Consider the following 23,926-nt stretch of genomic DNA (forward strand, 5'->3'; position numbering starts at 1 on the left):
GGTGCGGGGCATGGGAACCAAGACAGTTGACGAGGCCGCGGCCGAGACCGGCGCCGAGGCGACGAACGACGAGGAGAAGGCGGAGGCCACCGAGGCCGAGGAGACGGCTCAGGAGACAGCTCAGGAGATGGTCGAGGGGACGGCTGAGGAGACCCCGGCCGAGGACGGGCCCGGCGAGACCGCACCGGAGGGCCCCTCCGGAGTGGGCCAGGGCGCCGGGGCGGTCGTTTCCGCGGGCCTCGGCCTCGTCTCCCTCACCGGCGGCTGGGTCGCCACCGTGGCCTCCGCGCGCGAGACCCTCGTGGGCCAGCTCCGGACCTCGTCCTCGGCGAGCGTCGCCACACAGATCAAGGAGGTGTACGGCGACGCCTGGCACACCACCGCGCTGTGGGGCGGCCTGTTCGCACTGGCCGCGCTGATCGTGGGCGTCGTGGTGCTCGCGCGCCCGGCCTTCGGCGCGCCCGGCAAGCCGCAGGCCCCATGGATCAAGTCCGTCGCCTGGGGCGGCGTCGCACTGGGGGGCATCGGGCTGCTGCTGGCCGTCCTCAAGTACACCGACATCCTGCTCGGACTGCCGTCCGCGAGCTGATACGGCGCGGACTCTTAGCGGGCCCTCAGAGGTCTTAGGGCTTCCGGAGGATCCTTAGGGAGGCCCTGGGACCCCCCTTCGCGCGGCTAAGGCCCCCGTCCGCCGCGAAGATGCGGAAGTCTCCCGATGTGGCGGACCCGCCTGGGAGACGAAGGTTGAGGCATCGCAGGAAGCGAAGCCGGAAACCGACGTCTCATGGGGGACACGACATGATCGAGTACGAGCTCCAGCAGATCCGTTCCGCCGAGCTGATCCGCGCGGCGGAGGAGTACCGAATCGGCCGCGAGGCCCTGCGCCTGCGCCGCGCCGCCCACAGGACCGCCAAGGAACCCGAACCGGAGGGCCGGGCCCATGGCCACCGTCGTCGGCCCCGTGTCGCCCGCGCCGCATGAGCGAGCGGGCGGGGGAGTACGGCGACACGGACGACGCGCCCCGCGAGGGTGGCCGTACGGGGGTCGGCCGCCCGCGTCATGAGCGGGCCCGCGCCGGGCCCGACCCATCCGCCACCACGGCCGCCCCGGCAGACGCCGAGGCGGCCGCCCTCCCCGCCCCGGCAGTCATGGCGGGGGCCGCCCTCCCCGCCCCGGTGCCGCAGTCCGAGCGTTCCAGGGCACGGGTGGGGATATTCGGTGCCGCGTTGTCGGAGGCCCGTGTCATCCTCGGGAGCGTGGAGACCAGGTCCGTCAGTCCCGTATTCATCGGTCGTGCCGATGAGTTGGGGGTGTTGCACGACGCGCTCGCCCGCGCCCGCGCCGGCGAGCCGCAGGCGCTGCTCGTCGGCGGTGAGGCCGGTGTCGGGAAGACCCGGCTGATCGAGGAGTTCGCCGCCGCGGCGGGCCGCGCGGACGCGGTCGTCGCGCTCGGCGGCTGCGTCGAGATCGGCGCCGACGGGCTGCCCTTCGCCCCGTTCTCCACCGCCCTGCGCGCCCTGCGCCGGCAGCTCCCCGAGGAGCTCGCCGCGGCCGCCGCCGGGCAGGAGGACGAGCTGGCCCGGCTGCTGCCCGAGCTGGGCGAGGCGCGCCGCGGCTCCCGGGACGACGAGGAGGGCATGGCCCGTCTCTTCGAGCTCACCGCCCGTCTCCTGGAGCGGGTCGCCGCCGGCCGCACCGTCGTCCTCGCCCTGGAGGACCTCCACTGGGCCGACGCCTCCACCCGCCACCTCCTCGCCTACCTCGTCCGCACGCTGCGCAGCGGCCGCCTCGTGGTCGTCGCCACCTACCGCTCCGACGACATCCACCGCCGCCACCCCTTGCGCCCCCTCCTCGCCGAACTCGACCGCCTCCGTACGGTCCGCCGCATCGAGCTGTGCCGGTTCAACCGTGCGGAGGTCGAGCGTCAGATCGCCGGCATCCTCGCCGCCGACCCCGACCCGGCCCAGGTCGACGAGATCTTCGAACGCTCCGACGGCAACGCCTTCTTCGTGGAGGAGCTGGCGGTGGCCGCCGTCGAGGGCTGCTGCACGGGTCTCACCGACTCGCTGCGCGACCTCCTCCTCGTCCGCGTCGAGAAGCTGCCCGAGACCGCGCAGCGCGTCGCCCGGATCGTCGCCGAGGGCGGCTCCACCGTCGAGTACCGACTCCTCGCCGCCGTCGCCCGGCTGGTCGAGGACGACCTCATCGAGGCGCTGCGCACCGCCGTCGGCGCCAACATCCTGCTCGCCACGACCGACGGCGACGGCTACCGCTTCCGCCACTCCCTCGTCCGCGAGGCCGTCAGCGACGACCTGCTCCCCGGCGAGCGCTCCCGCCTCAACCGGCGGTACGCCGAGGCGCTGGAGGCCTACCCCACCCTCGTACCGGCCGACCAGCGAGCCCCCCGTCTGGCCAGCTACTGGTACCACGCGCACGACGCGGCCAAGGCCCTGCCCGCCGTCCTGGATGCCGCCGTGGAGGCCCGTCGCCGGCACGCCCACGCCGAGCAACTGCGGCTGCTGGAGCGGGCGATGGAGCTGTGGGATGTCGCCCCCGACGCGGTGCGGGCCGCTCTGCGCCCGGTGGACCACGTCGAGGTCTACCTGCCCTGTGGCTGCGACCCGGAGGCCACGCCCCTGCGCTACCTCGACCTGATGGCCGAGGCAGCCGTCGCGGGCCGGCTGTCCGGGGAGCGTGAGCGAGCCCTGAAGATCACCAAGCGGGCACTGCGCCTCCTGGAGGAGGAGGACGACCCCCTGCGCGCCGCCTGGTTCTGGGTGCAGCGCTCCCGGCTGATGCAGAACACCGCCCGCGGCGACGGCTGGCAGGAACTCACCACCGCCCAGGAACTGGTGCGCGGACTGCCGCCCTCGGAGGTGCACGCCGAGGTGCTGGCCATGGTCGCGAGCTGGTCGATGATGCACGCTCCGGGCGCCGACGCGCTCTCGGCCGCCGAGCGGGCCGTGGAGTACGCGCGCATGGTGGGCGCCCGCGACATCGAGCTGAACGCGCGCCTCACGCTGGGCGGTCTTCTTGTCGAGGCCGGTGACATCGACACCGGGCTCGCGGAGATGTACGAGGTCAAGGAGCAGGCGGCGGCCCTCTGCAACACGTATGTGACCGGCCGCCTCCATGTGAACCTGCCCTCCCATCTGGAGGGCATCGGCCGTTCCCAGGAGGCCGTCGCAGTGCTGCGCGAGGGGCTCGACGTCACCCGGAGACTGGGTCTGACGGACTCCGAGGCCTGGGTGTGGGGCAACCTCGGTGAGTCTCTCTACTCCCTGGGCCGCTGGGACGAGGCCGCCGAGGCCGGGATCGCCTCGGAACGCGTCGGTCAGAGCGCCAAGCCCCGTGGCTTCCGCGCCACGATCCATGCGCATCTCGCGCTCGCCCGGGGCGACCTGGCCGATGCGGGGCGCCAACTGGCCGCCGCCCGTGAGTACTTCGGCACCCACGACACCATGCCCCAGCACGATCTGAAGCTGGTGCGCGTCGCCATCGGGATCGCCGCCGGTGAGGGCCGTCTCGCCGACGCCCGCGCCGCCCTCGACGCGGCTCTCGGCGCGGGCTTTCCGCCGGGCACCCAGCGCTATGGCTGGCCGCTGCTGCTGGCCGCCGCCACGGCCGAGGCCGACGCCCTCGGGCTGCCCGCCGCCGAGCCGGGCCGCGCGGAGAGCCTGGAGCGGATCCGTGAGAGCGCCAAGTCGCTCACCACGAACGTGCCGGTGTGGCAGGCGTACGAACGCTGGGTCCGCGCCGAGCTGCTGCGCGCCGAGGGGTGTGGCGCGCCGTTCGACTGGTGCGAGGCCGTGACCGCCTTCGAGACCCTGGACCGCCCGTACGACCTGGCTCGCGTGCGCCACCGCCTCGCCGAGTCCCTGCTGGCTTCGGGCGGAGACGAGGACGCGCGCGAGCGGGCCGCCGAGCTGCTGCGCTTGGCCGGTGCGGTGGCCGATCACCTCGGTGCCCGGCCGCTCGCCGAATCGGTCGCCCAGCTCGCCCGGCGCGCCCGCCTCACGCCGACGCGCACCGCCGAACCGGCCGCGCTCGACCCGGCAAAGTCCCTGGGGCTCACGAGCCGCGAACGGGACGTGCTCCGCCTGGTCGCGGCCGGCCGCAGCAACCGTCAGATAGCCGAGGAGCTGTTCATCTCCCCGAAGACGGCCAGCGTCCACGTCTCGAACATTTTGGCAAAGCTGGGCGTCTCAGGACGAGGGGAGGCGGCTGCGGTGGCCCACCGGCTGCGGCTGTTCCCACCGGAGACACCCGCTGTCCGGGCGGCGGGGTGAGGTTCGCGCCGTCAGGAATCCGAGCCGAGGGAGGCACCGTGTTCAACATGTTCGAGGAACTCTTCGCACCGGGCCGCAAGCACACCCACGAAGAGAAGAAACGCCTGGAACTGACCCGGGTGGACGTGACGGACGGCGACCCGGGCCGCGGCCCGATCGACCTGGCCTCGGGCACGGTGGTCATACGCCCACCGACACCGGCTCCCACCGAGCGGGAGACTGGCCGGGAGGCCGGTGGGGACACCGGCCGGGAGGCCGGTCGGGTGACGGGGCCGGAGGCTGAACGGGAGGTCGGTGGGGACACCGGCCCGTCGGTCGGGTGAGGGGCCCGGAGGCTGGACGGGAGGCCGGTCGGGAGATCTCCGGGCGGCTGCCCCGGAGATCGTCCGGGAGGTCGGCCCGGAGACCGGCCCGGAGGTCGGTCGGGGCTGAAGTCGCGTTGCCCGTCCTACGACACCTCCAGCTCCAGGATCCGGTCGTCGCCCTGCTTCGGCTTGCCGCGGCCGTCCGTGTTGCTCGTCGTCAGCCACAGTTTGTCGCCGCCTGCCGCGACCACCGTACGGAGGCGGCCGTAGGTGCTCTTCAGGAACGCCTGGGGGGCGGCCGAGGCCTTCGTGCCCTTCAGGGGGATGCGCCACAGGCGCTGGCCGCGCAGGCCCGCCATCCAGATCGAGCCCTCGGCGTAGGCGGTGCCGCTGGGGGAGGCCTGGTCGGTGTGCCATTGGGCGATCGGATTGATGTACTTGGGGTCGGCCGACGTCCCCTCGGCGTCCGGCCAGCCGTAGTTGCCGCCCGGTTTGATCGCGTTCAGCTCGTCCCAGGTGTTCTGGCCGAACTCCGAGGCGAACAGACGCTGTCGGGAGTCCCAGGCAAGACCCTGAACATTGCGGTGGCCGTACGAGTACACGGGGGAGTCGGGGAACGGGTTCCCCGGGGCCGGGTTGCCCTCCGGGGTGATGCGCAGGATCTTGCCGCCCAGGGACTTCAGGTCCTGCGCCAGACCCCCGCTGCCCGACTCGCCCGTGCCCGCGTACAGCATCCCGTCCGGCCCGAACGCGATCCGTCCGCCGTTGTGGATGAAGCCCTTGGGGATGCCCTTGAGGACCGTGTCCGGAGCGCCCAGCTGCTGGCCGGCGGGCTTCTTCGCGTCGTACAGCATGCGGACGATGCGGTTGTCGGAGTCCGTCGTGAGGTACGCGTAGATCAGATGGTCCGCGGCGTAGCCGGGGGAGAGGGCGATGCCCAGCAGGCCGCCCTCGCCGGAGGCCGAGACGCCGGGCACCGCGCCCAGCTCCGTCTTCTTCCCGGTCTTCTCGTCGATCCGGGTGATCGTTCCCTCGTCCCGGGAGGAGACCAGCAGTCCGCCGCCGGGCAGTGCGGCGAGGCCCCAGGGCGTCTTGAGGTTCTGGGCGACCGTACGCACCACCCGGACCGAGCCCTTCGCCGACGGCGTCTCTTCGGCCGCCTGTCTGGAGGACGATCCCCCGGGTGCCGCACCGCTCGACGAGACGCTCCCGCCGCCGCTCGGCATGTCCCCGCCACCGGAGCCACCGGAGGAGCAGCCGGCCGTCAGCAGGAACGCGGTCGCGGCCAGCACGGCCGTCACAGCTCGACGTTGCACGATCCAGGTCCCTTCGACGCGGGCTTCTCCTCTTCCTACACTGCCCGCTCCCCGCCGGTTCCCGGCCGCCGACCGGCGATCGGGCGACCCACCGCTTTCCGGCCGGGTCCCCGGGCCGGGAACAGCCCCTGGACCTCAGTCCCAGGACCCCTGTGCCGTAGGCAGGACCGCAAGTTCCGTCAGGTCTTCCGGTGTCAGCCGTATCCCGGCCGCGCCCGCGTTCTCCGCGACCCAGCGCTCCTGCTTGGCACCCGGTACCGGCACCACGTGCCGTCCCTGTGCCAGTACCCAGGCCAGCGCCACCTGGGCGGGCGTGACGTCCTCACCGTGACGGCGCGCCACCCGTCTGAGGCCGGCCACGATCGGCTGGTTCGCCGCCATCATCTCGGCCGTGAAGCGGGGGTGCCGGGCACGCAGGTCGTCCGGTTCGAAACCCTCGCCCGGGGTCAGCGTGCCGGTCAGGAAACCGTTGCCGAGCGGCATCGCCGCCAGGAAGCCGACCCCGCGCGCCGCGCACCACGGCAGCAACGCCTCCAGCGCCTCCGTCGACCACACCGACAGCTCGGCCTCCACCGCGCTCACCGGGAACACCTGCTGCACCCGCTCCAGCTGCCGAATCGTTTGGTCGTACAGCCGTGCCCCGGTCCGTCGTCCGCCCCGTACGCCCATCGCGCTCAGCCCCAGCGCCCTCACCTTTCCGGCCCGCACCAGCTCCGCCATGGCGCCCCAGGTCTCCTCGACGGGGACCTCCGGGTCCGCGCGGTGCAGCTGGTAGAGATCGATGACGTCCGTCTGCAACCGGCGCAGCGACGCGTCGCAGGCGCGCTTCACATAGCCCGGACGGCCGTTGGCCACGATGTGCTGCTCGCCCACCAGCAGGCCGACCTTGGTCGACACGAACGCCTCGGCGCGCCGCTCCTTCAGCACCCGGCCCACCAGCAGTTCGTTGGTGAACGGCCCGTACATGTCGGCCGTGTCGAGCAGCGTCACCCCCAGGTCGAGCGCCCGGTGCACCGTCCGCAGCGACTCCTCGCCGCGCTGCCGTGAACCGGAGTACGCCCAGCTCATCGGCATGCATCCGAGTCCGACGGCCCCCACTTCGAGCGTTGCCGCGCCGATCGTCCTGCGCTCCACCTGGCCGTGCCCTCCCTTTCCTGGCACCCCAAACTAACCAATGCGGCGCCGAATCCTTCGCATAGCCTCCTGACCATGACTGACGATGTGTGGCTTCCGTTCCGTTCGGACGAGATAGAGGGTCTTCCCGAGGGCCTCAACTACCGCTTCTGGGATGGCGAGGAGGAGTTTCCCGCGGACCCCGCCGACTGCGCGCTGTACGTCGTGCCCTATATGAAGGGCAGTGAGGTCGCGGTGCGCCCGATGGCAGCCATGACGTCCGTCCGCGTCGTGCAGACGCTTTCCGCCGGCGTCGACCATGTCCAGCCGGGCCTCCATCTCCTGCCCGGCGGCGTGCGGTTGTGCAACGCGCGCGGGGTGCACGACGCCAGCACCGCCGAACTCGCGCTGACCCTGATCCTCGCGTCGCTGCGCGGCATCCCCGACTTCGTCCGGGGACAGGACCGGGAGGAATGGCGTTCGGGGTTCCGCCCGGCGCTCGCCGACGCGTCCGTCCTCATCGTCGGATACGGGTCCGTGGGCGCCGCGATCGAGGACCGGCTCGCGCCGTTCGAGCTCGCGCGGGTGGCGCGCGTCGCGCGCCATGAGCGCGAGTCGGCGCGCGGCTTTGTGCATCCCGTCTCCCGATTGTCGGAACTTCTTCCCGACGCCGATGTCGTGGTGCTTGTCACGCCGCTCACGGACGACACGAAAGGACTGGTCAACGCGGACTTCCTGGCCCGGATGAAGGACGGCGCGCTGCTGGTGAACGTCGCCCGCGGCGGCGTCGTCGACACCAAGGCGCTGCTGGCCGAGCTGGAGACCGGCCGCATCAGGGCGGCCCTGGATGTCACCGACCCCGAGCCGCTGCCCAAGGGGCACCCCTTGTGGCATGCGCCGGGTGTGCTGATCAGCCCTCATGTCGGCGGTCCCACCGCGGCGTTCTGGCCTCGCGCCAAGCGCCTTCTGAGCGCTCAGCTGAACCGTTTCGCGCTGGGAGAACCGATGGAGAACGTGATACTCACGACCGGCGCGTAGCGGACGGAGGGGAGACGGCGGGGGAGGGCCGTCGCGACGGCCCGTCCGGCGCACGATTCGCCCCGGCTCCGCCTCGGGCGCAAGGGCCGGCCCCGGGTCGTACCACCGGCGTACGCGTCGTCTCCCGTTTGCTCCCCTCCGCTTCGGGCACACTCCGCATTCTCTTGTGCGCGCAACGTGCTCACGTCCACGCTGGTCGTCACGGAGCGTAGAGGAGCTATGTCCCTGAGTGACGAGACTGGTGTATCGTCCCGACAGGGGCTGCGCCGCGCACCGTTCGGCGCCGGGGACGGAACTTTCAGACATGCGAGGGGGGCGACGGGCGATGCACGGCCTATGGACGAACGATCCGACGCGGCGGGGTCGCGGGCGGCGACCCTGGCGAGCAGCGACGCGCAGACGCGGCCACAGCGGGCACAGCGGCCACGGCGGTCACGTCGGCCATCACCACCACCGCAGGCACAGTGGCCGCAATAGGCATGCCCACCCGGCGCACCGGGACCAGCTGGATCCGGTGGGGCCGTGGACCGGGAGGGTCCGGTGAGCTCCCCGGGAGCCGTGCTGGCCCGCCGTCCGGTGCCCGACGGCCGGACGCGCCTGGTTCCGCAACTCGCTCTGGCCCTGGTGTGCGCGGGATACGCCGTCGGTTCCGCGCTCGGCTGGGGCGCCGCGAGTGTCGCGCTCTTCATGGGCGACTTCGGGCTGAGCGCCGCCGCGGGCACCGCGTCGGTCTCCTGCCTCCTCTACGCCCGCAGTGGCCGCAGCCGTTTTCGATCCGCCTGGCTGCTGTTCGCGCTCTCCTCCGCCATGGCGGCCCTGGGTAACGGCGTCTGGGGTTGGTACGAGGTCGTCCTCGACCGCCCCGTCCCCTCGCCCAGCTGTGCCGACTTGTTCTTCCTCTGCTTCGCTCCACCGGCCATCGTAGGACTGCTCGTGCTCGCCAAAAGGCCCGTCACCAAGGCGGGTTGGGTGTGCCTCGCGCTCGACGCGTGGCTGATCGGCGGCTCGCTGCTCACGTTGTCGTGGAGCCTCGCGCTCGCCCAGGCGGCCAAGTTCGACGGGCCGAGCGTCGCGCACACGGCGCTCTCGCTCGCCTACCCGCTGCTGGACATCGCCCTGATCAGCATGGTGCTCGCCCTGCACTTCCGGCGCTCGGCGGTGAACCGCTCCGCGGTCAACACCGCCATCGGCGCGCTCGCCCTGACCGTGATGTGCGACGCCCTGTTCACCTCGCCGCTGCTGCACAGCAGCTACCGCTCGGGCCAGCTCCTTGACGCGGGCTGGTTCTCCGGCTCACTGCTCCTCGCGTACGCCCCCTGGGTCGGCGTCCGGCACGGGCAGCCGCGCGACGAGGGGCACGCGCGCGTGGTGTACGAACACCTACCGGGACAGCGGCAGGCGGGGCCACGGAGAACGGGCCTCCAGGGAGGGCACCCGCACGCGCTCGCCCCCGACCTGGGCGACGGGATCCCGCAGGAGCAGGTCCACGCCCGGCACCCGGCGGGAGTCCCGCAGGGGCAGGGCCACGACCGCTACCCGGTCACCCGCCCGATCGCCGGATCGCTGGCCGCGCTCACGCCCTACCTGGCCGCCGCCGTCTGCACGCTGGGGATCCTCTACAACATCCTCAACGGCCACAGCGTCGACCGCGTGGTGCTGATCACCGCGGGCGCCGTCGTGCTCGCGCTGGTCGTGCGCCAGGGCATCATGCTCCTCGACAACATCACCCTCACCCAGGAACTCGCGCAGAAGGAGAACCACTTCCGCTCCCTGGTGCAGGGCTCCAGCGACGTCATCATGATCGCCGCGCCCAGCGGCATCCTCAGATACGTCTCCCCGGCCGCCGCCGGCGTCTACGGACGGCCCGCCGAGGAACTCGTCGGAACCGAGCTCGCCGCGCTCATCCACCCGGAGGACCTGGGCTGCGTGGTGCACGAAGTGCGCCGCTTCCTCGCCGCCAGCCACACTGCGGAACCCACCACCCGCATCGAGTGCCGCTTCAGGTCGGGCGGCGGCGGCTGGCTCAACGTCGAGTCCACCGTCAACCGCCACGACGGCGGCCTCATCTTCAACAGCCGGGACGTGACCGAAAGAGTGCGCCTACAGGCGCAGCTCCAGCACAACGCCGAGCACGACCCGCTCACCGACCTGCCCAACCGCGCCCTGTTCACCAAGCGCGTCCAGCAGGCCCTGCCCGGCCGCCGCTCCTCCGACCGCGGCACCGCCGTCCTGTTCATCGACCTCGACGGCTTCAAGGCCGTCAACGACACGATCGGCCACCAGGCCGGGGACGAGCTGCTCGTCCAGGCCGCCCGCAGACTCCAGGACGCCGTCCGGCAGGGCGACACCGCCGCACGTCTGGGCGGCGACGAGTTCGCGGCCCTGATCGTCGGCGACGGCACCCGGGACCGCGCCGCGCGCGAACGCCACATCGTCGAACTCGCCGACCGGCTCAGGGTCACTCTCTCGCAGCCGTACGACATCGACGGCAACGACGTCCGGGTGGCCGCGTCCATCGGAGTGGCCTTCTCCGAGCCGGGCCTGGGCGCGGGCGAGCTGCTGCGCAACGCCGACCTCGCGATGTACCGCGCCAAGGCCGCCGGCAAGGGGCGCGTCGAGCTGTACGCGCCCCAGATGCAGCAGGACGTCGTACGGAAGGCCGAGCTGGCCACCCGGTTGCGGGCCGCGCTGCACGACGGCGAGTTCACCCTGCTGCACCAACCCGTGGTGTCGCTGGACGATGGCCGGATCGCGTCGGTCAGCGCCCAGGCACGCTGGCGCTCCTCCCAAGGCGTGCTCTTCACCCCTGCGGAGTTCCTGCGCGTCTCCGAGGACAGTGACAAGACCGCCGAACTGGACCGCTGGATGCTGGAGGAAGCCGTCGAGCAGGCCGCCGAGCGCGCCGCCACCGGGCTCGGCGTGCCGGTGGTCGTCCGGATGAGCGCCCGGCGCCTCCTCGACCGCTCCCTGCCCCTCGGCTCCGTGGAGGCACTGCTCACCCGGCACGGCCTGGCCTCGGGCGCCCTGATGATCGAGCTGTCCGACACCGACCCGCGGGCGTCCCTGGACGAGCTGGAACGCAGACTCGGCGCCCTGCGCCGGATCGGCGTCCGCATCGCGCTCGACGGGCTCGGCAGCGGCTACGCGGCCATCCCGGCACTGCGTCGGCTCCCCATCGACGTGGTGAAGCTCGACCGGACCCTGGTCGAGGGCGTCGTCGAGTCCGCGCGGCTGCACAAGATCACCAGCGGGCTGCTGCGCATCGCCACCGACCTGGGCCTGCAGTCGGTCGCCGACGGCGTGGACCTGCCCGAGCAGGTCGTCGCCCTGCGCGCGATGGGCTGCACCCATGGGCAGGGCGCGGCGTTCTCCGGGCCGCTGGACGAGTACCGCCTGCGTCGGGCACTCACTTCCGGCCACTACCCCGTGCCGCACGGCCCGGTGGAGCCGGCGTTCGCCGTCGGGGGTGCGGGGGTGTACACAGGCGGTGTGCCTGCCGTCTTCGGCGGCGGAACGGCTCTACGCTCACATAATGAGACTCCCGTCCCACCCACTTGACAGTGACAGCGTGCCGGGGGGAGGGTCAGTGCCATGCGCACCCGAATTCTCGTACTTGGACAGCGCGTCGGCTGAAGCTGGGAATGACCGGAAGGAAGACCGGAATCCCCAGCGACCCTCACCGGCGCGCTCCCCTCGCTTGCCTGACGGCACGAGGGGTTTTTTGTTGCACGGGCACGAGTCGCACTCCGCCCGAGCACCAGTCGAACCCCGTACAAACCTCGCACAAACCCTCAGCATCGAGAAGAGATTGCCGATGACCGAGCAGGCCTCCGGGGCCCACCATCCGCAGCCGCGGCCCCGTTCCTCTGGACAGCCGTCCGCGCCCGAGCACGTCACGGGAGCGCAGTCCCTCATCCGCTCTCTCGAGGAGGTCGGCGCCGAGACGGTATTCGGCATTCCCGGCGGTGCGATCCTTCCGGCGTACGACCCGCTGATGGACTCGACCAGGGTGCGTCATGTGCTGGTGCGGCACGAGCAGGGCGCGGGTCACGCGGCCACCGGTTACGCGCAGGCCACCGGCAAGGTCGGCGTCTGCATGGCCACCTCGGGACCCGGCGCCACCAACCTGGTCACCCCGATCGCCGACGCCCACATGGACTCGGTGCCGCTGGTCGCGATCACCGGGCAGGTCGCCTCCAAGGCGATCGGCACCGACGCCTTCCAGGAGGCGGACATCGTCGGCATCACCATGCCGATCACCAAGCACAACTTCCTGGTGACCAAGGCCGAGGACATCCCGCGCACGATCGCGGAGGCCTTCCACATCGCCTCCACCGGCCGCCCGGGACCGGTCCTCGTCGACATCGCCAAGGACGCCCTCCAGGCGCAGACCGTCTTCAGCTGGCCGCCCGTCACGGACCTGCCCGGCTACCGTCCGGTGACCAAGCCGCACGCCAAGCAGATCCGCGAGGCCGCCAAGCTGATCACCGCGGCCAAGCGGCCGATCCTGTACGTCGGCGGCGGTGTCCTCAAGGCCGACGCCACCGCGGAACTGAAGGTCCTCGCCGAGCTGACCGGTGCGCCCGTCACCACCACGCTGATGGCGCTCGGCGCGTTCCCCGACAGCCACCCGCAGCACCTGGGCATGCCCGGCATGCACGGCTCGGTGGCCGCCGTCACCGGTCTGCAGAAGGCCGACCTGATCGTCGCCCTCGGCGCCCGCTTCGACGACCGCGTCACCGGCAAGCTGGACAGCTTCGCCCCGTTCGCCAAGATCGTCCACGCCGACATCGACCCGGCCGAGATCGGCAAGAACCGCGCCGCCGACGTGCCGATCGTCGGGGATGCCCGCGAGGTCATCGCCGACCTGATCCAGGCCGTGCAGAAGGAGCACAGCGAGGGCCACAAGGGCGACTACACCGCCTGGTGGAACGACCTGAACCGCTGGCGCGAGACGTACCCGCTCGGCTACGACCTGCCCGAGGACGGCACGCTCTCCCCGCAGCAGGTCATCGAGCGCATCGGGCGGCTCGCACCCGAGGGCACGATCTTCACGGCGGGCGTCGGCCAGCACCAGATGTGGTCCGCGCACTTCATCCAGTACGAGAAGCCCAGGACCTGGCTGAACTCCGGCGGCGCCGGAACCATGGGCTACGCGGTCCCGGCCGCGATGGGCGCGAAGGCCGGAGCCCCGGACCGTACGGTCTGGGCGGTCGACGGCGACGGCTGCTTCCAGATGACCAACCAGGAACTGACCACCTGCGCCCTGAACAACATCCCGATCAAGGTCGCCATCATCAACAACGGCGCCCTCGGGATGGTCCGCCAGTGGCAGACTCTGTTCTACAACCAGCGGTACTCCAACACCGTGCTGCACAGCGGCCCCGAGGCGGACGGCAGGCAGCCCAGCGCCGGCACCCGCGTCCCCGACTTCGTGAAGCTGTCGGAGGCCATGGGCTGCTACGCGATCCGCTGCGAGTCCCCGGACGACCTCGACAAGGTCATCGAAGAGGCGAACTCCATCAACGACCGCCCGGTCGTCATCGACTTCATCGTCCACGAGGACGCGATGGTGTGGCCGATGGTCGCCGCCGGCACCTCCAACGACGAGATCATGGCCGCCCGGGACGTCCGCCCCGACTTCGGCGACAACGAAGACGACTGAGAGAGCTGAGTGAGAACCATGTCCAAGCACACCCTCTCGGTCCTCGTCGAGAACACGCCCGGCATCCTCGCCCGGATCGCCGCCCTGTTCTCCCGCCGCGGCTTCAACATCGACTCGCTCGCGGTCGGTGTCACCGAGCACCCCGACATCTCCCGCATCACCATCGTGGTGAACGTCGAGGACCTGCCGCTCGAACAGGTCACCAAGCAGCTCAACAAGCTGGTCAACGTCCTGAAGATCGTCGAGCTGGAGCCGTCGGGGGCCGTTCAGCGTGAACTCGTTCTGGTGAAGGTGCGTGCCGACAACGAGACGCGTTCCCAGATCGTCGAGATCGTCCAGCTGTTCCGCGCCAAGACCGTGGACGTCTCCCCGGAGGCCGTCACCATCGAGGCCACCGGGTCCAGCGACAAGCTGTCGGCCATGCTGAAGATGCTGGAGCCGTTCGGCATCAAGGAGCTGGTTCAGTCCGGCACGATCGCGATCGGCCGCGGCGCCCGTTCGATCACGGACCGCTCCCTGCGCGCCCTCGACCGGTCCGCGTAGGACTCGTAGAGGATTCCCCTACGCCCGGAAACGGGCGGCCGGTGAGTGGCCGGCCGCCCGTATGCCGAGACCCCGAAACCTCACTTCCGCTCACCGTCATACGGTGGGACGCAACACCTGCACCCCAAGGAGAGAACCCAAAGTGGCCGAGCTGTTCTACGACGCTGACGCCGACCTGTCCATCATCCAGGGCCGCAAGGTCGCGGTCATCGGCTACGGCAGCCAGGGCCACGCCCACGCCCTGTCGCTGCGCGACTCGGGTGTCGACGTCCGCGTCGGTCTGCACGAGGGCTCCAAGTCCAAGGCCAAGGCCGAGGAGCAGGGTCTGCGCGTGGTGACCCCGGCGGAGGCCGCCGCCGAGGCCGACGTCATCATGATCCTCATCCCGGACCCGATCCAGGCCCAGGTCTACGAGGAGTCCATCGCCCCGAACCTGAAGGACGGCGACGCGCTGTTCTTCGCCCACGGCTTCAACATCCGCTTCGGCTTCATCAAGCCCCCGGCCGGCGTCGACGTCGCCCTGGTCGCCCCGAAGGGCCCGGGCCACCTGGTGCGCCGCCAGTACGAGGAGGGCCGCGGCGTTCCGGCGATCGCCGCCGTCGAGCAGGACGCGACGGGCAACGCCTTCCCGCTGGCCCTGTCCTACGCCAAGGCCATCGGCGGCACCCGCGCCGGCGTCATCAAGACGACCTTCACCGAGGAGACCGAGACCGACCTGTTCGGTGAGCAGGCCGTGCTGTGCGGTGGCACCTCCGCGCTGGTCAAGGCGGGCTTCGAGACCCTGGTCGAGGCGGGCTACCAGCCGGAGATCGCCTACTTCGAGTGCCTGCACGAGCTGAAGCTGATCGTCGACCTCATGTACGAGGGCGGCCTGGAGAAGATGCGCTGGTCCGTCTCCGAGACCGCCGAGTGGGGCGACTACGTCACCGGCCCGCGCATCATCACGGACGCCACCAAGGCCGAGATGAAGAAGGTCCTCGCCGAGATCCAGGACGGCACCTTCGCCCAGAACTGGATGGACGAGTACCACGGCGGTCTGAAGAAGTACAACGAGTACAAGACCGCCGACTCCGAGCACCTGCTGGAGACCACCGGCAAGCAGCTGCGCAAGCTGATGAGCTGGGTGAACGAGGAGGCGTAAGTCTCCTGGCCAAGGGGTCGGAGCGGCACGCTCCGGCCCCTTCGGCAAACCGTGGGTAACGCCCGGAACGAGGCGTTGTCCAACCCGTCCAGCCACGGACGGGTGATCCTTCCGCAGCGGCGTAAACCGATACGTGCGACGCCACTACACTGCTGCACAACAATCGCGTTCAGGCCCACAGCGTCGTGCGTCTTCCACGCGGCAAGCATCCCTCCACCGCCTGCGGCCGTCGGGACGGCCGTCCGCATTGGACTTGTGAGGACTCACGTGAGCTCGAAACCCGTCGTACTCATCGCTGAAGAGCTGTCGCCCGCGACCGTCGACGCCCTCGGCCCCGACTTCGAGATCCGCCACTGCAACGGCGCGGACCGCGCCGAGCTGCTGCCTGCGATCGCCGACGTCGACGCCATCCTGATCCGCTCCGCGACGAAGGTCGACGCCGAGGCCGTCGCCGCCGCGAACAAGCTGAAGGTCGTCGCGCGAGCCGGCGTCGGCCTGGACAACGTCGACGTCTCCGCCGCCACCAAGGCCGGCGTGATGGTCGTCAACGCCCCGACCTCGAACATCGTGACCGCCGCCGAGCTGGCCTGCGGTCTGCTCCTCGCCACCGCCCGCAACATCCCGCAGGCCAATTCCGCGCTGAAGAACGGCGAGTGGAAGCGCTCCAAGTACACCGGCGTCGAGCTGGCCGAGAAGACCCTCGGTGTGGTCGGCCTCGGCCGCATCGGCGCGCTGGTCGCGCAGCGCATGTCCGCCTTCGGCATGAAGGTCGTCGCGTACGACCCGTACGTCCAGCCCGCACGGGCGGCGCAGATGGGCGTCAAGGTGCTGTCGCTGGACGAGCTGCTGGAGGTCTCCGACTTCATCACCGTCCACCTGCCGAAGACCCCGGAGACGGTCGGTCTGATCGGCAACGAGGCGCTGCACAAGGTCAAGCCGTCGGTCCGCATCGTCAACGCCGCGCGCGGCGGCATCGTCGACGAGGCAGCGCTGTACTCGGCGCTCAAGGAAGGCCGGGTCGCGGGCGCGGGCCTCGACGTGTACGCGAAGGAGCCGTGCACGGACTCGCCGCTGTTCGAGCTGGACCAGGTCGTCTGCACCCCGCACCTCGGTGCGTCGACGGACGAGGCCCAGGAGAAGGCCGGCATCGCGGTCGCCAAGTCGGTGCGCCTCGCGCTCGCCGGTGAGCTGGTGCCGGACGCGGTGAACGTCCAGGGCGGTGTCATCGCCGAGGACGTCAAGCCGGGCCTGCCGCTCGCCGAGAAGCTCGGCCGTATCTTCACCGCGCTCGCGGGCGAGGTCGCGGTCCGGCTCGACGTCGAGGTCTACGGCGAGATCACCCAGCACGATGTGAAGGTGCTCGAACTGTCCGCGCTCAAGGGCGTGTTCGAGGATGTCGTGGACGAGACGGTCTCGTACGTCAACGCTCCGCTCTTCGCCCAGGAGCGCGGTGTCGAGGTGCGGCTCACCACCAGCTCGGAGGCCACGGACCACCGCAACGTCGTCACCGTGCGCGGCACGCTCTCGGGCGGCGAGGAGGTGTCGGTCTCCGGCACGCTGGCCGGCCCGAAGCACCACCAGAAGATCGTGGCTGTCGGCGACTACGACGTGGACCTGGCCCTGGCCGACCACATGGTCGTGCTGCGCTACACCGACCGTCCCGGCGTGGTCGGCACCGTCGGCCGCATCCTCGGTGAGGCCGGCATCAACATCGCGGGCATGCAGGTGGCCCGTGACATCGCCGGCGGCGAGGCCCTCGCGGTCCTCACGGTCGACGACACGGTACCCTCCGGGGTTCTGGTCGAGGTCGAGGCGGAGATCGGGGCGACGTCGGCTCGTTCCGTGAACCTGGTCTGAGGTTGCCGTCCCTGGGGGCTGCCGCCCCCAGACCCCCGCTTCGGCCTTGACGGCCTGGTCCTCAAACGCCGGACGGGCTGAGAAAACTCAGCCCGTCCGGCGTTTCGCTGTGCTGGGAATCAGGCAGCGACCTCCTCCGCCTCCTGCTCGCGTACGTGGATCCGGCGCAGTGTCGCCGCCGCCGCGATCGCGGCCCCTGCCAGCAGCACCGCCCCCGCGATCGCCGCTCCCCGCATCCCGCTGGTGAACGCCTCTCGCGCCGCCGTCGCCAAGGCGTCTCCCGCGCGTCCCGGGAGCTGACCGGCGACGGCCAGCGCACCGCCCAGCGTCTCGTGGGCCACGGCCGGGGCCGAGGACGGAATCTCGTGGCGGTAGATCGCCGTACCGATGGAGCCGAGGACCGCCATGCCGAGGGCCCCGCCGAACTCCGCGCCCGTCTCCAGGAGCGAGGACGCCGCGCCCGCCCGCTCGGCCGGGGCCGCCCCCATGGCCAGGTCCGTCATCTGCGAGATGACCATGACGATTCCGGAGGCGAGGACGCCGCACGCGGCCAGCACCAGCCAGAGGGAGTCCGTGCCGGCCAGGGCCAGCATTCCGTATCCGGCCGCGGCGATCACGAAGCCCGCGGTGACGACGTAGGCGCGGTTGACGCCCTTCTGGACCAGCTGCGTGGCGATCGGGGCAGCCGCGCCGATCGGCACCGAAGGGAGCAGCGCCCACAGAGCCGCCTCCAGCGCGCTCTTGTCGAGCACCGACTGAAGGTACTGCGTGGTGAAGAAGGCCGACCCCAGCATGGCGAACGAGGAGACGAGGTTCAGGACGACGGCGGGGGCGAAGCCACGGCCGCGGAACAGGGCCGGAGAGATCATCGGGGAGGTCGCAGTGCGCTGGCGGTGGACGAAGAGGGCGGCGAAGAGCAGGCCGACGGTGATCGAGACGACGTACTGGACGTTCCAGCCCTCCGACGGGATCTCCTTCAGGCCGTAGATCACGGGGAGCACCGCCGCCATCGACAGCGGCACGCTCAGCCAGTCGAAGCGGCCGGGCTCGGGGTCCTTGGACTCGGGGAGCAGGATCGGGCCGAGGACCAGCAGCAGCGCCATCGCGGGCAGGTTGACCAGGAAGACCGAGCCCCACCAGAAGTACTGGACCAGCACGCCGCTCATCACCGAGCCGAGCGCGATGCCGCCCGTCATCACGCCGGACCACATGCCGATGGCCTTCGCGCGCTGGGCGGGGTCGGTGAACATGGTGCGGATCAGCGCCATCGTCGAGGGCATCAGGGTCGCGCCGCCGATGCCGAGGACCGCGCGGGCCGCGATCAGGGTCTCGGCGCTGTTGGCGTAGGCCGCGACCAGCGAGGCGGCGCCGAAGGCGGCCGCGCCGACCAGCAGCAGCTTCCGGCGGCCTATGCGGTCGCCGAGCGAGCCCATCGTCATCAGCAGGCCGGCCAGTACGAACGCGTAGATGTCGAAGATCCACAGCTGCTGGGTGCCGCTCGGCCTCAGGTCCGCGCTGATCGCCGGGATCGCGAAGTACAGGACCGAGACGTCCATGGAGACCAGCAGCAGCGGAAGCATCAGCACGCCGAGCGCGGTCCATTCACGTCGGCCGGCGCGGGCGCCGTCGGCGCCCGGGGTGGTGGTCGTGCTCGTCGGGTTCGTCATGACAGCGACTGTACGAGCGTCTTAAACGTTTGTCTAGAACGCTTGTATAAGTCATCTGTATAGGACGGTTGTATGGATGCGGAGTAGGGTGGTCGGCATGGGACACCGTGAGGATCTGCTCGAAGGCGCCAAGCGCTGCCTGCTGGAGAAGGGGTTCGTGCGCACCACGGCCCGCGACATCGTCAAGGAGTCGGGGACCAACCTGGCGTCGATCGGCTACCACTACGGGTCGAAGGACGCGTTGCTGGTGCAGGCGTACGTCTCGCTGGTCGAATCGACGGGGCACCGTTTCGAGGCCGGCGGAGAAGGTCTCAAGGCGTTGTCGGCGCCGGCCGGGTCGCTGGAGCGCTTCCAGGAGGTGTGGACCTACGTCATCCGTGCCCTGCCCGAGTCACGGGCCATCTTTCTGCTGAGCTTCGAGCTGATCCTCCAGGGCGACCGGCTGCCGGAGGTGCACCGGATGCTCGTCGAGGCGCAGAAACAGTCGTTCTCGGGACTCGTGCCCCTGTTCAGCGGCATCCCGGAGGAGGAGCTCGACAAGGAGACCATCGACAGCGAGGGACGCTTCTACAACACCCTGCTGCAAGGGCTCATGGTCCAGTGGCTCTTCGACCCCGACTCGGCGACCGACGCGGACCAGCTGACCGAGGGCCTGCGCCGGGTGATCGCGGCCGCCGCGAAAGGCTGAGGCGCCGAGACCCTACTGGTCTGTGCTCGCCCGCCGGTCCCGCAGCGCCGGTGCGGCCGACTCCCTCGCCCCGCCCGGCAACGGTGTCAGCCCTCGCACCCCGATGCCGTGCTCGCATGGGGCGCGTTCGGCGCGCATGGGGCTCCAGTCGATGTGCGGGCGTGGCGCCGCATTCCAGGGATATGGCGCCACGCACAAGGGGGTTGGCAAGGGGATCACTCGGGCAGGGGTGGCGGGCCCGCGTTCCGTCAGAGCCGCGCGCCCTTCAGCGCCATGTGCAGCAGCAGCCGGTCCTCGCCGTCGTCGAGGTCCAGGCCCGTGAGCTGTTCCACCCGGGACAGGCGGTAGTACAGGGTCTGGCGGTGGATGCCCAGTTCCGCCGCTGTGCGGCCCGCCTGGCCCGCGCAGTCCAGGAACACCTCGGCCGTGCGGGCGAGTTCACGGTGGGCGGGGGACAACAGGGCGCGTACGGCCGGGTCGTGGGCCGCCTGCGGGGGAAGCGACGTCAACATGCGGTACGGGCCGATGGACGACCACTGCGCGACCGGGCCGAGCCGGGACTCCGCCAGGACCGCGCGGGCCGCGGCCGACGCCTCCTGCCAGGCGGTGCCCAGCTCAGCGAGACCCTGGCGCGCCCCGGCCACCCCGGCCGCGGCCCGCCCGCCGCCGCGTGTCCCCTCCGCCTCCCGCAGCAGCCGTGCGGCCGCCGTCAGCGCCGGGCTCAGCACGTCCGCCGAGCGCAGCCGCACCAGCAGGGCCACGCTCTGGCCTTCCCCCACCGCCTCAAAGGCGTGGGAGGCACCCCCGGTCCACGGCACCGTGCACAGCGCGGTCGCCGCCGGGATCGTACGGACCGTGGGTGCGTCGTCCGGGTCGGCCGACGGCCAGGGGGCCACGCACACCACCGTGTGCAGACCGTCGCCGCGCGCGCCCAGCGCCGTACGCAGCTCCGCCACCGCCATCTCCTGCTGCCAGCCGCGCTCGGCGGTGAGGGCCGCCCGCAGTTCGCGTGTCAGGTCCGCGCCCGCCTGTGCCTCGTCCGCGAGCAGCGCGCCGATACGCGCGGCGATCTCCATCGCGGCGGACAGCAGCGCCTCGGACGGGCCCGGCTCGTCGGCCAGCAGCCACACATATCCGAGGACGACACCCCGATGGCGTACGGGCAGACAGATCCGTCCCCGGTACACGCCCGCCTCCGGAGTGGGCGGGATGCGCACCGGCCCGGTGGCGCGGGCGATGCCGAAGCCCTCGAACCACTTCCGTACCGCCGCCGTGGAGCGGCGCGTGAGGATCGAGCGGGTGCGGACCGGGTCGAGGGACGCCTCGTCGAACTCTCCGTCGCTGTCGTACGCGGCGAAGGCGATCAGCTCGAAGTCCCGGTTCTCCAGGGTCGCGGGCGCGCCGAGCAGCGCCGAGATCTCGTCGACGAGCTCCTGGTAATCGCCTCGGCCTGCCTTGAAAACGTCCGCCACGCGGCCATTCTCCCGCATTTTCCCACCCGCCTCATACAGATGTCTGAGATCCGGGGCGCGGATGCGTGACAGCTGTCGATGGCCGACGATCGGAGGGATCCTTAGGTTTCACGGTGGTTCTCCGTGCCGTACCCGAATGGTCGGGATTCGGCCTCCTGGTGGTTTTTCTTGTGGAGGTGCCCCGTGCTGGGTCCCGTGATTCTCGCCGCGTCGCGCAGCGACCGGATGCGCCGTCTGATCTCGGCGGCCCCGGTGACCAAGCGGGTCGTCGACCGCTTCATCCCCGGCGAGACCGTCGGTGAGATCGTCCCGATCATCAAGGAGCTCACCGGCAAGGGCCTGGAGCTCACCATGGACGTCGTCGGCGAGGACATCACGACCCCCGAACAGGCCACGGCCGCGCGTGACGCGTACCTGGAGCTGATCGACCGCCTCAAGGAGCTGGACCTCGGCACGAAGGCCGAGATGTCGGTGAAGCTGTCCATGTTCGGCCAGGCGCTCCCCGGCGGCCACGAGCTGGCCCTCGCCAACGTCCGCCCGGTCGTCGAGGCCGCCGCCGCGATCGGTACGACGGTCACGCTGGACGCCGAGGACCACACCACCCTCGACTCGATGTTCGCCATCCACGAGGAGCTGCGGAAGGACTTCCCGCAGACCGGCTGCGTGATCCAGGCCTACCTCTTCCGCACCGAGGAGGACGCCCGCCGTCTTGCCGCGAGCGGCAGCCGGGTGCGTATCGTGAAGGGGGCGTACAAGGAGCCCGCGTCGGTCGCGTACCAGCAGAAGGCCGAGATCGACAAGGCGTACGTCCGCATCCTGAAGACCCTCATGGAGGGCGAGGGATACCCGATGATCGGCTCCCACGACCCGCGGCTGATCTCCATCGCGCAGGAACTCGCCCGGCGCGCCGGGCGCAAGCTCGACGAGTACGAGTTCCAGATGCTGTACGGCATCCGCAGCGAGGAGCACCTGCGGCTGGCCGCCGAGGGCCACCGCATGCGCGTGTACACCGCGTACGGCACCGACTGGTACGGCTACTTCATGCGCCGCCTGGCGGAGAAGCCGGCGAACCTGCGCTTCTTCGTCCGCTCGATGGTCAGCAAGGGCTGACACCCACCCGCTCGCAAAGGAGTTCGGCACTCATGGACGCTGTGACCCAGGTCCCCACCCCTGTCAACGAGCCGGTGCACGGCTACGCCCCCGGTTCGCCCGAGCGCGCCCGTCTTGAGGTCAAGCTCAAGGAACTGGCCGAGAACCCGATCGACCTGCCGATGACCATCGGTGGCGAGAAGCGCATGGGCGGCGGCGAGCCGTTCCAGGTCGTGCAGCCGCACAACCACAAGGCGGTGCTCGGCACCTACCGCAACGCCACCCAGCAGGACGCCCAGGACGCCATCGACGCGGCCCTGGCCGCCGCGCCGGCCTGGCGTGCGATGTCCTTCGACGACCGCGCCGCGATCATCCTGCGCGCCGCCGAGCTGCTGGCCGGTCCCTGGCGCGAGACCCTCGCCGCCTCCACCATGCTCGGCCAGTCGAAGACCGCCCAGCAGGCGGAGATCGACACCCCGTGCGAGCTGGTCGACTTCTGGCGCTTCAACGTCCACTACGCCCGCCAGATCCTGGCCGAGCAGCCCCCGGCCAACTCCCCGGGCGTCTGGAACCGCCTCGACCACCGCCCGCTGGAGGGCTTCGTCTACGCGATCACGCCGTTCAACTTCACGGCGATCGCGGGCAACCTGCCGACGGCCCCGGCCCTCATGGGCAACGTCGTCGTCTGGAAGCCGTCCCCGACCCAGACGCACGCCGCCGTGCTGCTGATGCAGCTGCTGGAGGAGGCGGGCCTGCCCAAGGGCGTCATCAACCTCGTCACCGGTGACGGCATCGAGGTCTCCAAGGTCGCCCTGGAGCACCGGGACCTCGCGGGCATCCACTTCACCGGTTCGACCAAGACCTTCCAGTACCTGTGGAAGACGGTCGGCACCAACATCGAGAAGTACCGTTCGTACCCGCGTCTGGTCGGCGAGACCGGCGGCAAGGACTTCGTGGTCGCGCACCCGAGCGCGGACCGCGCGGTCCTGAAGACGGCGCTCACCCGCGGTTCCTTCGAGTACCAGGGCCAGAAGTGCTCCGCGACCTCGCGCGCGTACATCCCGGCCTCCATCTGGAACTCCGGTTTCAAGGAGGAGTTCGCGGCCGAGGTCGACGGCATCACCATGGGTGACGTCACCGACCTGTCGAACTTCATCGGCGCCGTCATCGACGAGCGTGCCTTCGCCAAGAACAAGGCCGCCATCGACCGCGCCCAGGAGGACCCGACCTGCACGATCGTCGCGGGCGGCTCCTACGACGACTCGGTCGGCTACTTCGTGCGCCCGACCGTCGTCGAGTGCACCGACCCGGAGAACGAGGTCTTCACGACCGAGTACTTCGGCCCGTTCCTCGCGGTGTACGTGTACGACGACAGCTCGGCCGAGAAGTACGACGAGATGCTGGCCCAGATGGAGTCGGTGTCCGACTACGCGCTCACGGGCTCGGTCATCGCGAACGACCGCGCCGCCGCGGCCCACACGATGGACAGGCTCCGCTACGCGGCCGGCAACTTCTACATCAACGACAAGTCGACCGGCGCCGTGGTCGGCCAGCAGCCCTTCGGCGGCGGCCGCGCCTCCGGCACCAACGACAAGGCCGGCGCTCCGCAGAACCTGCTGCGCTGGACCCTGACCCGTGCCATCAAGGAGACCCTGGTCCCGCCGACGGACTACACGTACCCGCACATGGGCTGACACCCGCGCGGACCCACGATCCCCGCCCCCGCTCCGGAGCCCCCCTCCG

Annotated in this window: 17 protein-coding genes; 13 read left to right on the forward strand and 4 right to left on the reverse strand. The window is 70.9% G+C overall.

The window, feature by feature from the left end; genetic code table 11:
* The first annotated feature begins 10 nt into the window (after positions 1 to 10).
* From Q2K21_RS07585 to Q2K21_RS07600, 4 genes are all read left to right on the forward strand, one after another.
* A complete protein-coding gene (locus Q2K21_RS07585; RefSeq protein WP_310767438.1) occupies positions 11 to 589 on the forward strand; it encodes a hypothetical protein in 579 nt (192 codons plus the stop codon).
* A gap of 209 nt (positions 590 to 798) precedes the next feature.
* Complete coding sequence (locus Q2K21_RS07590; RefSeq protein WP_310767442.1) at positions 799 to 981, forward strand: hypothetical protein; 183 nt, start codon at positions 799 to 801, stop codon at positions 979 to 981.
* Between the two features lie 263 nt (positions 982 to 1,244).
* Entirely contained in the window at positions 1,245 to 4,289 is a 3,045-nt protein-coding gene (locus Q2K21_RS07595; protein WP_310780690.1) for a helix-turn-helix transcriptional regulator, read from the forward strand.
* A gap of 47 nt (positions 4,290 to 4,336) precedes the next feature.
* The gene (locus Q2K21_RS07600; RefSeq protein ID WP_386276032.1) at positions 4,337 to 4,612 is read left to right on the forward strand and encodes a DUF6191 domain-containing protein; all 276 of its coding nucleotides are present in this window, start codon (positions 4,337 to 4,339) and stop codon (positions 4,610 to 4,612) included.
* Between the two features lie 125 nt (positions 4,613 to 4,737).
* Here Q2K21_RS07600 and Q2K21_RS07605 read toward each other — a convergent pair whose 3' ends face one another.
* Both Q2K21_RS07605 and Q2K21_RS07610 read right to left on the reverse strand, forming a co-directional pair.
* Positions 4,738 to 5,910, reverse strand: a complete 1,173-nt coding sequence (locus Q2K21_RS07605; RefSeq protein ID WP_310767448.1) for a PQQ-dependent sugar dehydrogenase — start codon at positions 5,908 to 5,910, stop codon at positions 4,738 to 4,740.
* A 135-nt stretch (positions 5,911 to 6,045) separates the two neighbouring features.
* Positions 6,046 to 7,044: an aldo/keto reductase gene (locus Q2K21_RS07610; RefSeq protein WP_310767451.1), complete on the reverse strand. Its 999-nt coding sequence runs from the start codon at positions 7,042 to 7,044 to the stop codon at positions 6,046 to 6,048.
* A gap of 75 nt (positions 7,045 to 7,119) precedes the next feature.
* Here Q2K21_RS07610 and Q2K21_RS07615 point away from each other — a divergent pair, with 75 nt between their 5' ends.
* The 6 genes from Q2K21_RS07615 to serA all read left to right on the forward strand — a co-directional run bounded on the left by Q2K21_RS07615 (position 7,120) and on the right by serA (position 17,267).
* On the forward strand, positions 7,120 to 8,061 hold the full coding sequence (locus Q2K21_RS07615) for a 2-hydroxyacid dehydrogenase (protein WP_310767454.1): 942 nt from the start codon (positions 7,120 to 7,122) through the stop codon (positions 8,059 to 8,061).
* A gap of 540 nt (positions 8,062 to 8,601) precedes the next feature.
* Entirely contained in the window at positions 8,602 to 11,619 is a 3,018-nt protein-coding gene (locus Q2K21_RS07620) for a putative bifunctional diguanylate cyclase/phosphodiesterase (protein ID WP_310767457.1), read from the forward strand.
* Between the two features lie 250 nt (positions 11,620 to 11,869).
* Entirely contained in the window at positions 11,870 to 13,726 is a 1,857-nt protein-coding gene (locus Q2K21_RS07625) for an acetolactate synthase large subunit (RefSeq protein WP_310767460.1), read from the forward strand.
* Positions 13,727 to 13,744: 18 nt separating this feature from the next.
* A complete protein-coding gene (ilvN, locus tag Q2K21_RS07630) occupies positions 13,745 to 14,269 on the forward strand; it encodes an acetolactate synthase small subunit (RefSeq protein WP_310767463.1) in 525 nt (174 codons plus the stop codon).
* A gap of 142 nt (positions 14,270 to 14,411) precedes the next feature.
* Positions 14,412 to 15,410, forward strand: coding sequence for a ketol-acid reductoisomerase (gene ilvC, locus Q2K21_RS07635; protein ID WP_310767466.1), 999 nt, complete (start codon positions 14,412 to 14,414; stop codon positions 15,408 to 15,410).
* A gap of 267 nt (positions 15,411 to 15,677) precedes the next feature.
* A complete protein-coding gene (gene serA / locus Q2K21_RS07640; protein ID WP_310767469.1) occupies positions 15,678 to 17,267 on the forward strand; it encodes a phosphoglycerate dehydrogenase in 1,590 nt (529 codons plus the stop codon).
* A 119-nt stretch (positions 17,268 to 17,386) separates the two neighbouring features.
* On the opposite strand, the gene Q2K21_RS07645 is transcribed toward serA, so the two are convergent.
* The gene (locus Q2K21_RS07645) at positions 17,387 to 18,934 is read right to left on the reverse strand and encodes an MFS transporter (RefSeq protein ID WP_310767472.1); all 1,548 of its coding nucleotides are present in this window, start codon (positions 18,932 to 18,934) and stop codon (positions 17,387 to 17,389) included.
* Positions 18,935 to 19,031: 97 nt separating this feature from the next.
* On the opposite strand from Q2K21_RS07645, the gene Q2K21_RS07650 reads away from it, so the two are divergent.
* Entirely contained in the window at positions 19,032 to 19,622 is a 591-nt protein-coding gene (locus Q2K21_RS07650) for a TetR/AcrR family transcriptional regulator (protein WP_310767476.1), read from the forward strand.
* A gap of 248 nt (positions 19,623 to 19,870) precedes the next feature.
* Here the strand turns inward: Q2K21_RS07650 and Q2K21_RS07655 are convergent, their stop codons facing one another.
* Complete coding sequence (locus Q2K21_RS07655; RefSeq protein ID WP_310767479.1) at positions 19,871 to 21,112, reverse strand: PucR family transcriptional regulator; 1,242 nt, start codon at positions 21,110 to 21,112, stop codon at positions 19,871 to 19,873.
* A gap of 165 nt (positions 21,113 to 21,277) precedes the next feature.
* On the opposite strand from Q2K21_RS07655, the gene Q2K21_RS07660 reads away from it, so the two are divergent.
* Both Q2K21_RS07660 and pruA read left to right on the forward strand, forming a co-directional pair.
* A complete protein-coding gene (locus Q2K21_RS07660) occupies positions 21,278 to 22,204 on the forward strand; it encodes a proline dehydrogenase family protein (protein ID WP_310767482.1) in 927 nt (308 codons plus the stop codon).
* Positions 22,205 to 22,236: 32 nt separating this feature from the next.
* Positions 22,237 to 23,877, forward strand: coding sequence for an L-glutamate gamma-semialdehyde dehydrogenase (gene pruA, locus Q2K21_RS07665; RefSeq protein ID WP_310767485.1), 1,641 nt, complete (start codon positions 22,237 to 22,239; stop codon positions 23,875 to 23,877).
* Positions 23,878 to 23,926 lie beyond the last annotated feature (49 nt).

Source organism: Streptomyces sp. CGMCC 4.7035, from assembly GCF_031583065.1.
GTDB classification, from domain to species: Bacteria; Actinomycetota; Actinomycetes; order Streptomycetales; family Streptomycetaceae; genus Streptomyces; species Streptomyces yaanensis.

What these genes read in the sequence shown, in the direction of transcription:
- Q2K21_RS07585 (WP_310767438.1), top strand. Translation starts at nt 11, where the DNA reads ATGGGAACCAAGACAGTTGACGAGGCCGCGGCCGAGACCGGCGCCGAG.
- Q2K21_RS07590 (WP_310767442.1), top strand. Translation starts at nt 799, where the DNA reads ATGATCGAGTACGAGCTCCAGCAGATCCGTTCCGCCGAGCTGATCCGC.
- Q2K21_RS07600 (WP_386276032.1), top strand. Translation starts at nt 4,337, where the DNA reads ATGTTCGAGGAACTCTTCGCACCGGGCCGCAAGCACACCCACGAAGAG.
- Q2K21_RS07615 (WP_310767454.1), top strand. Translation starts at nt 7,120, where the DNA reads ATGACTGACGATGTGTGGCTTCCGTTCCGTTCGGACGAGATAGAGGGT.
- ilvN (WP_310767463.1), top strand. Translation starts at nt 13,745, where the DNA reads ATGTCCAAGCACACCCTCTCGGTCCTCGTCGAGAACACGCCCGGCATC.
- Q2K21_RS07645 (WP_310767472.1), bottom strand. Translation starts at nt 18,934, where the DNA reads ATGACGAACCCGACGAGCACGACCACCACCCCGGGCGCCGACGGCGCC.
- Q2K21_RS07650 (WP_310767476.1), top strand. Translation starts at nt 19,032, where the DNA reads ATGGGACACCGTGAGGATCTGCTCGAAGGCGCCAAGCGCTGCCTGCTG.
- Q2K21_RS07655 (WP_310767479.1), bottom strand. Translation starts at nt 21,112, where the DNA reads ATGCGGGAGAATGGCCGCGTGGCGGACGTTTTCAAGGCAGGCCGAGGC.
- pruA (WP_310767485.1), top strand. Translation starts at nt 22,237, where the DNA reads ATGGACGCTGTGACCCAGGTCCCCACCCCTGTCAACGAGCCGGTGCAC.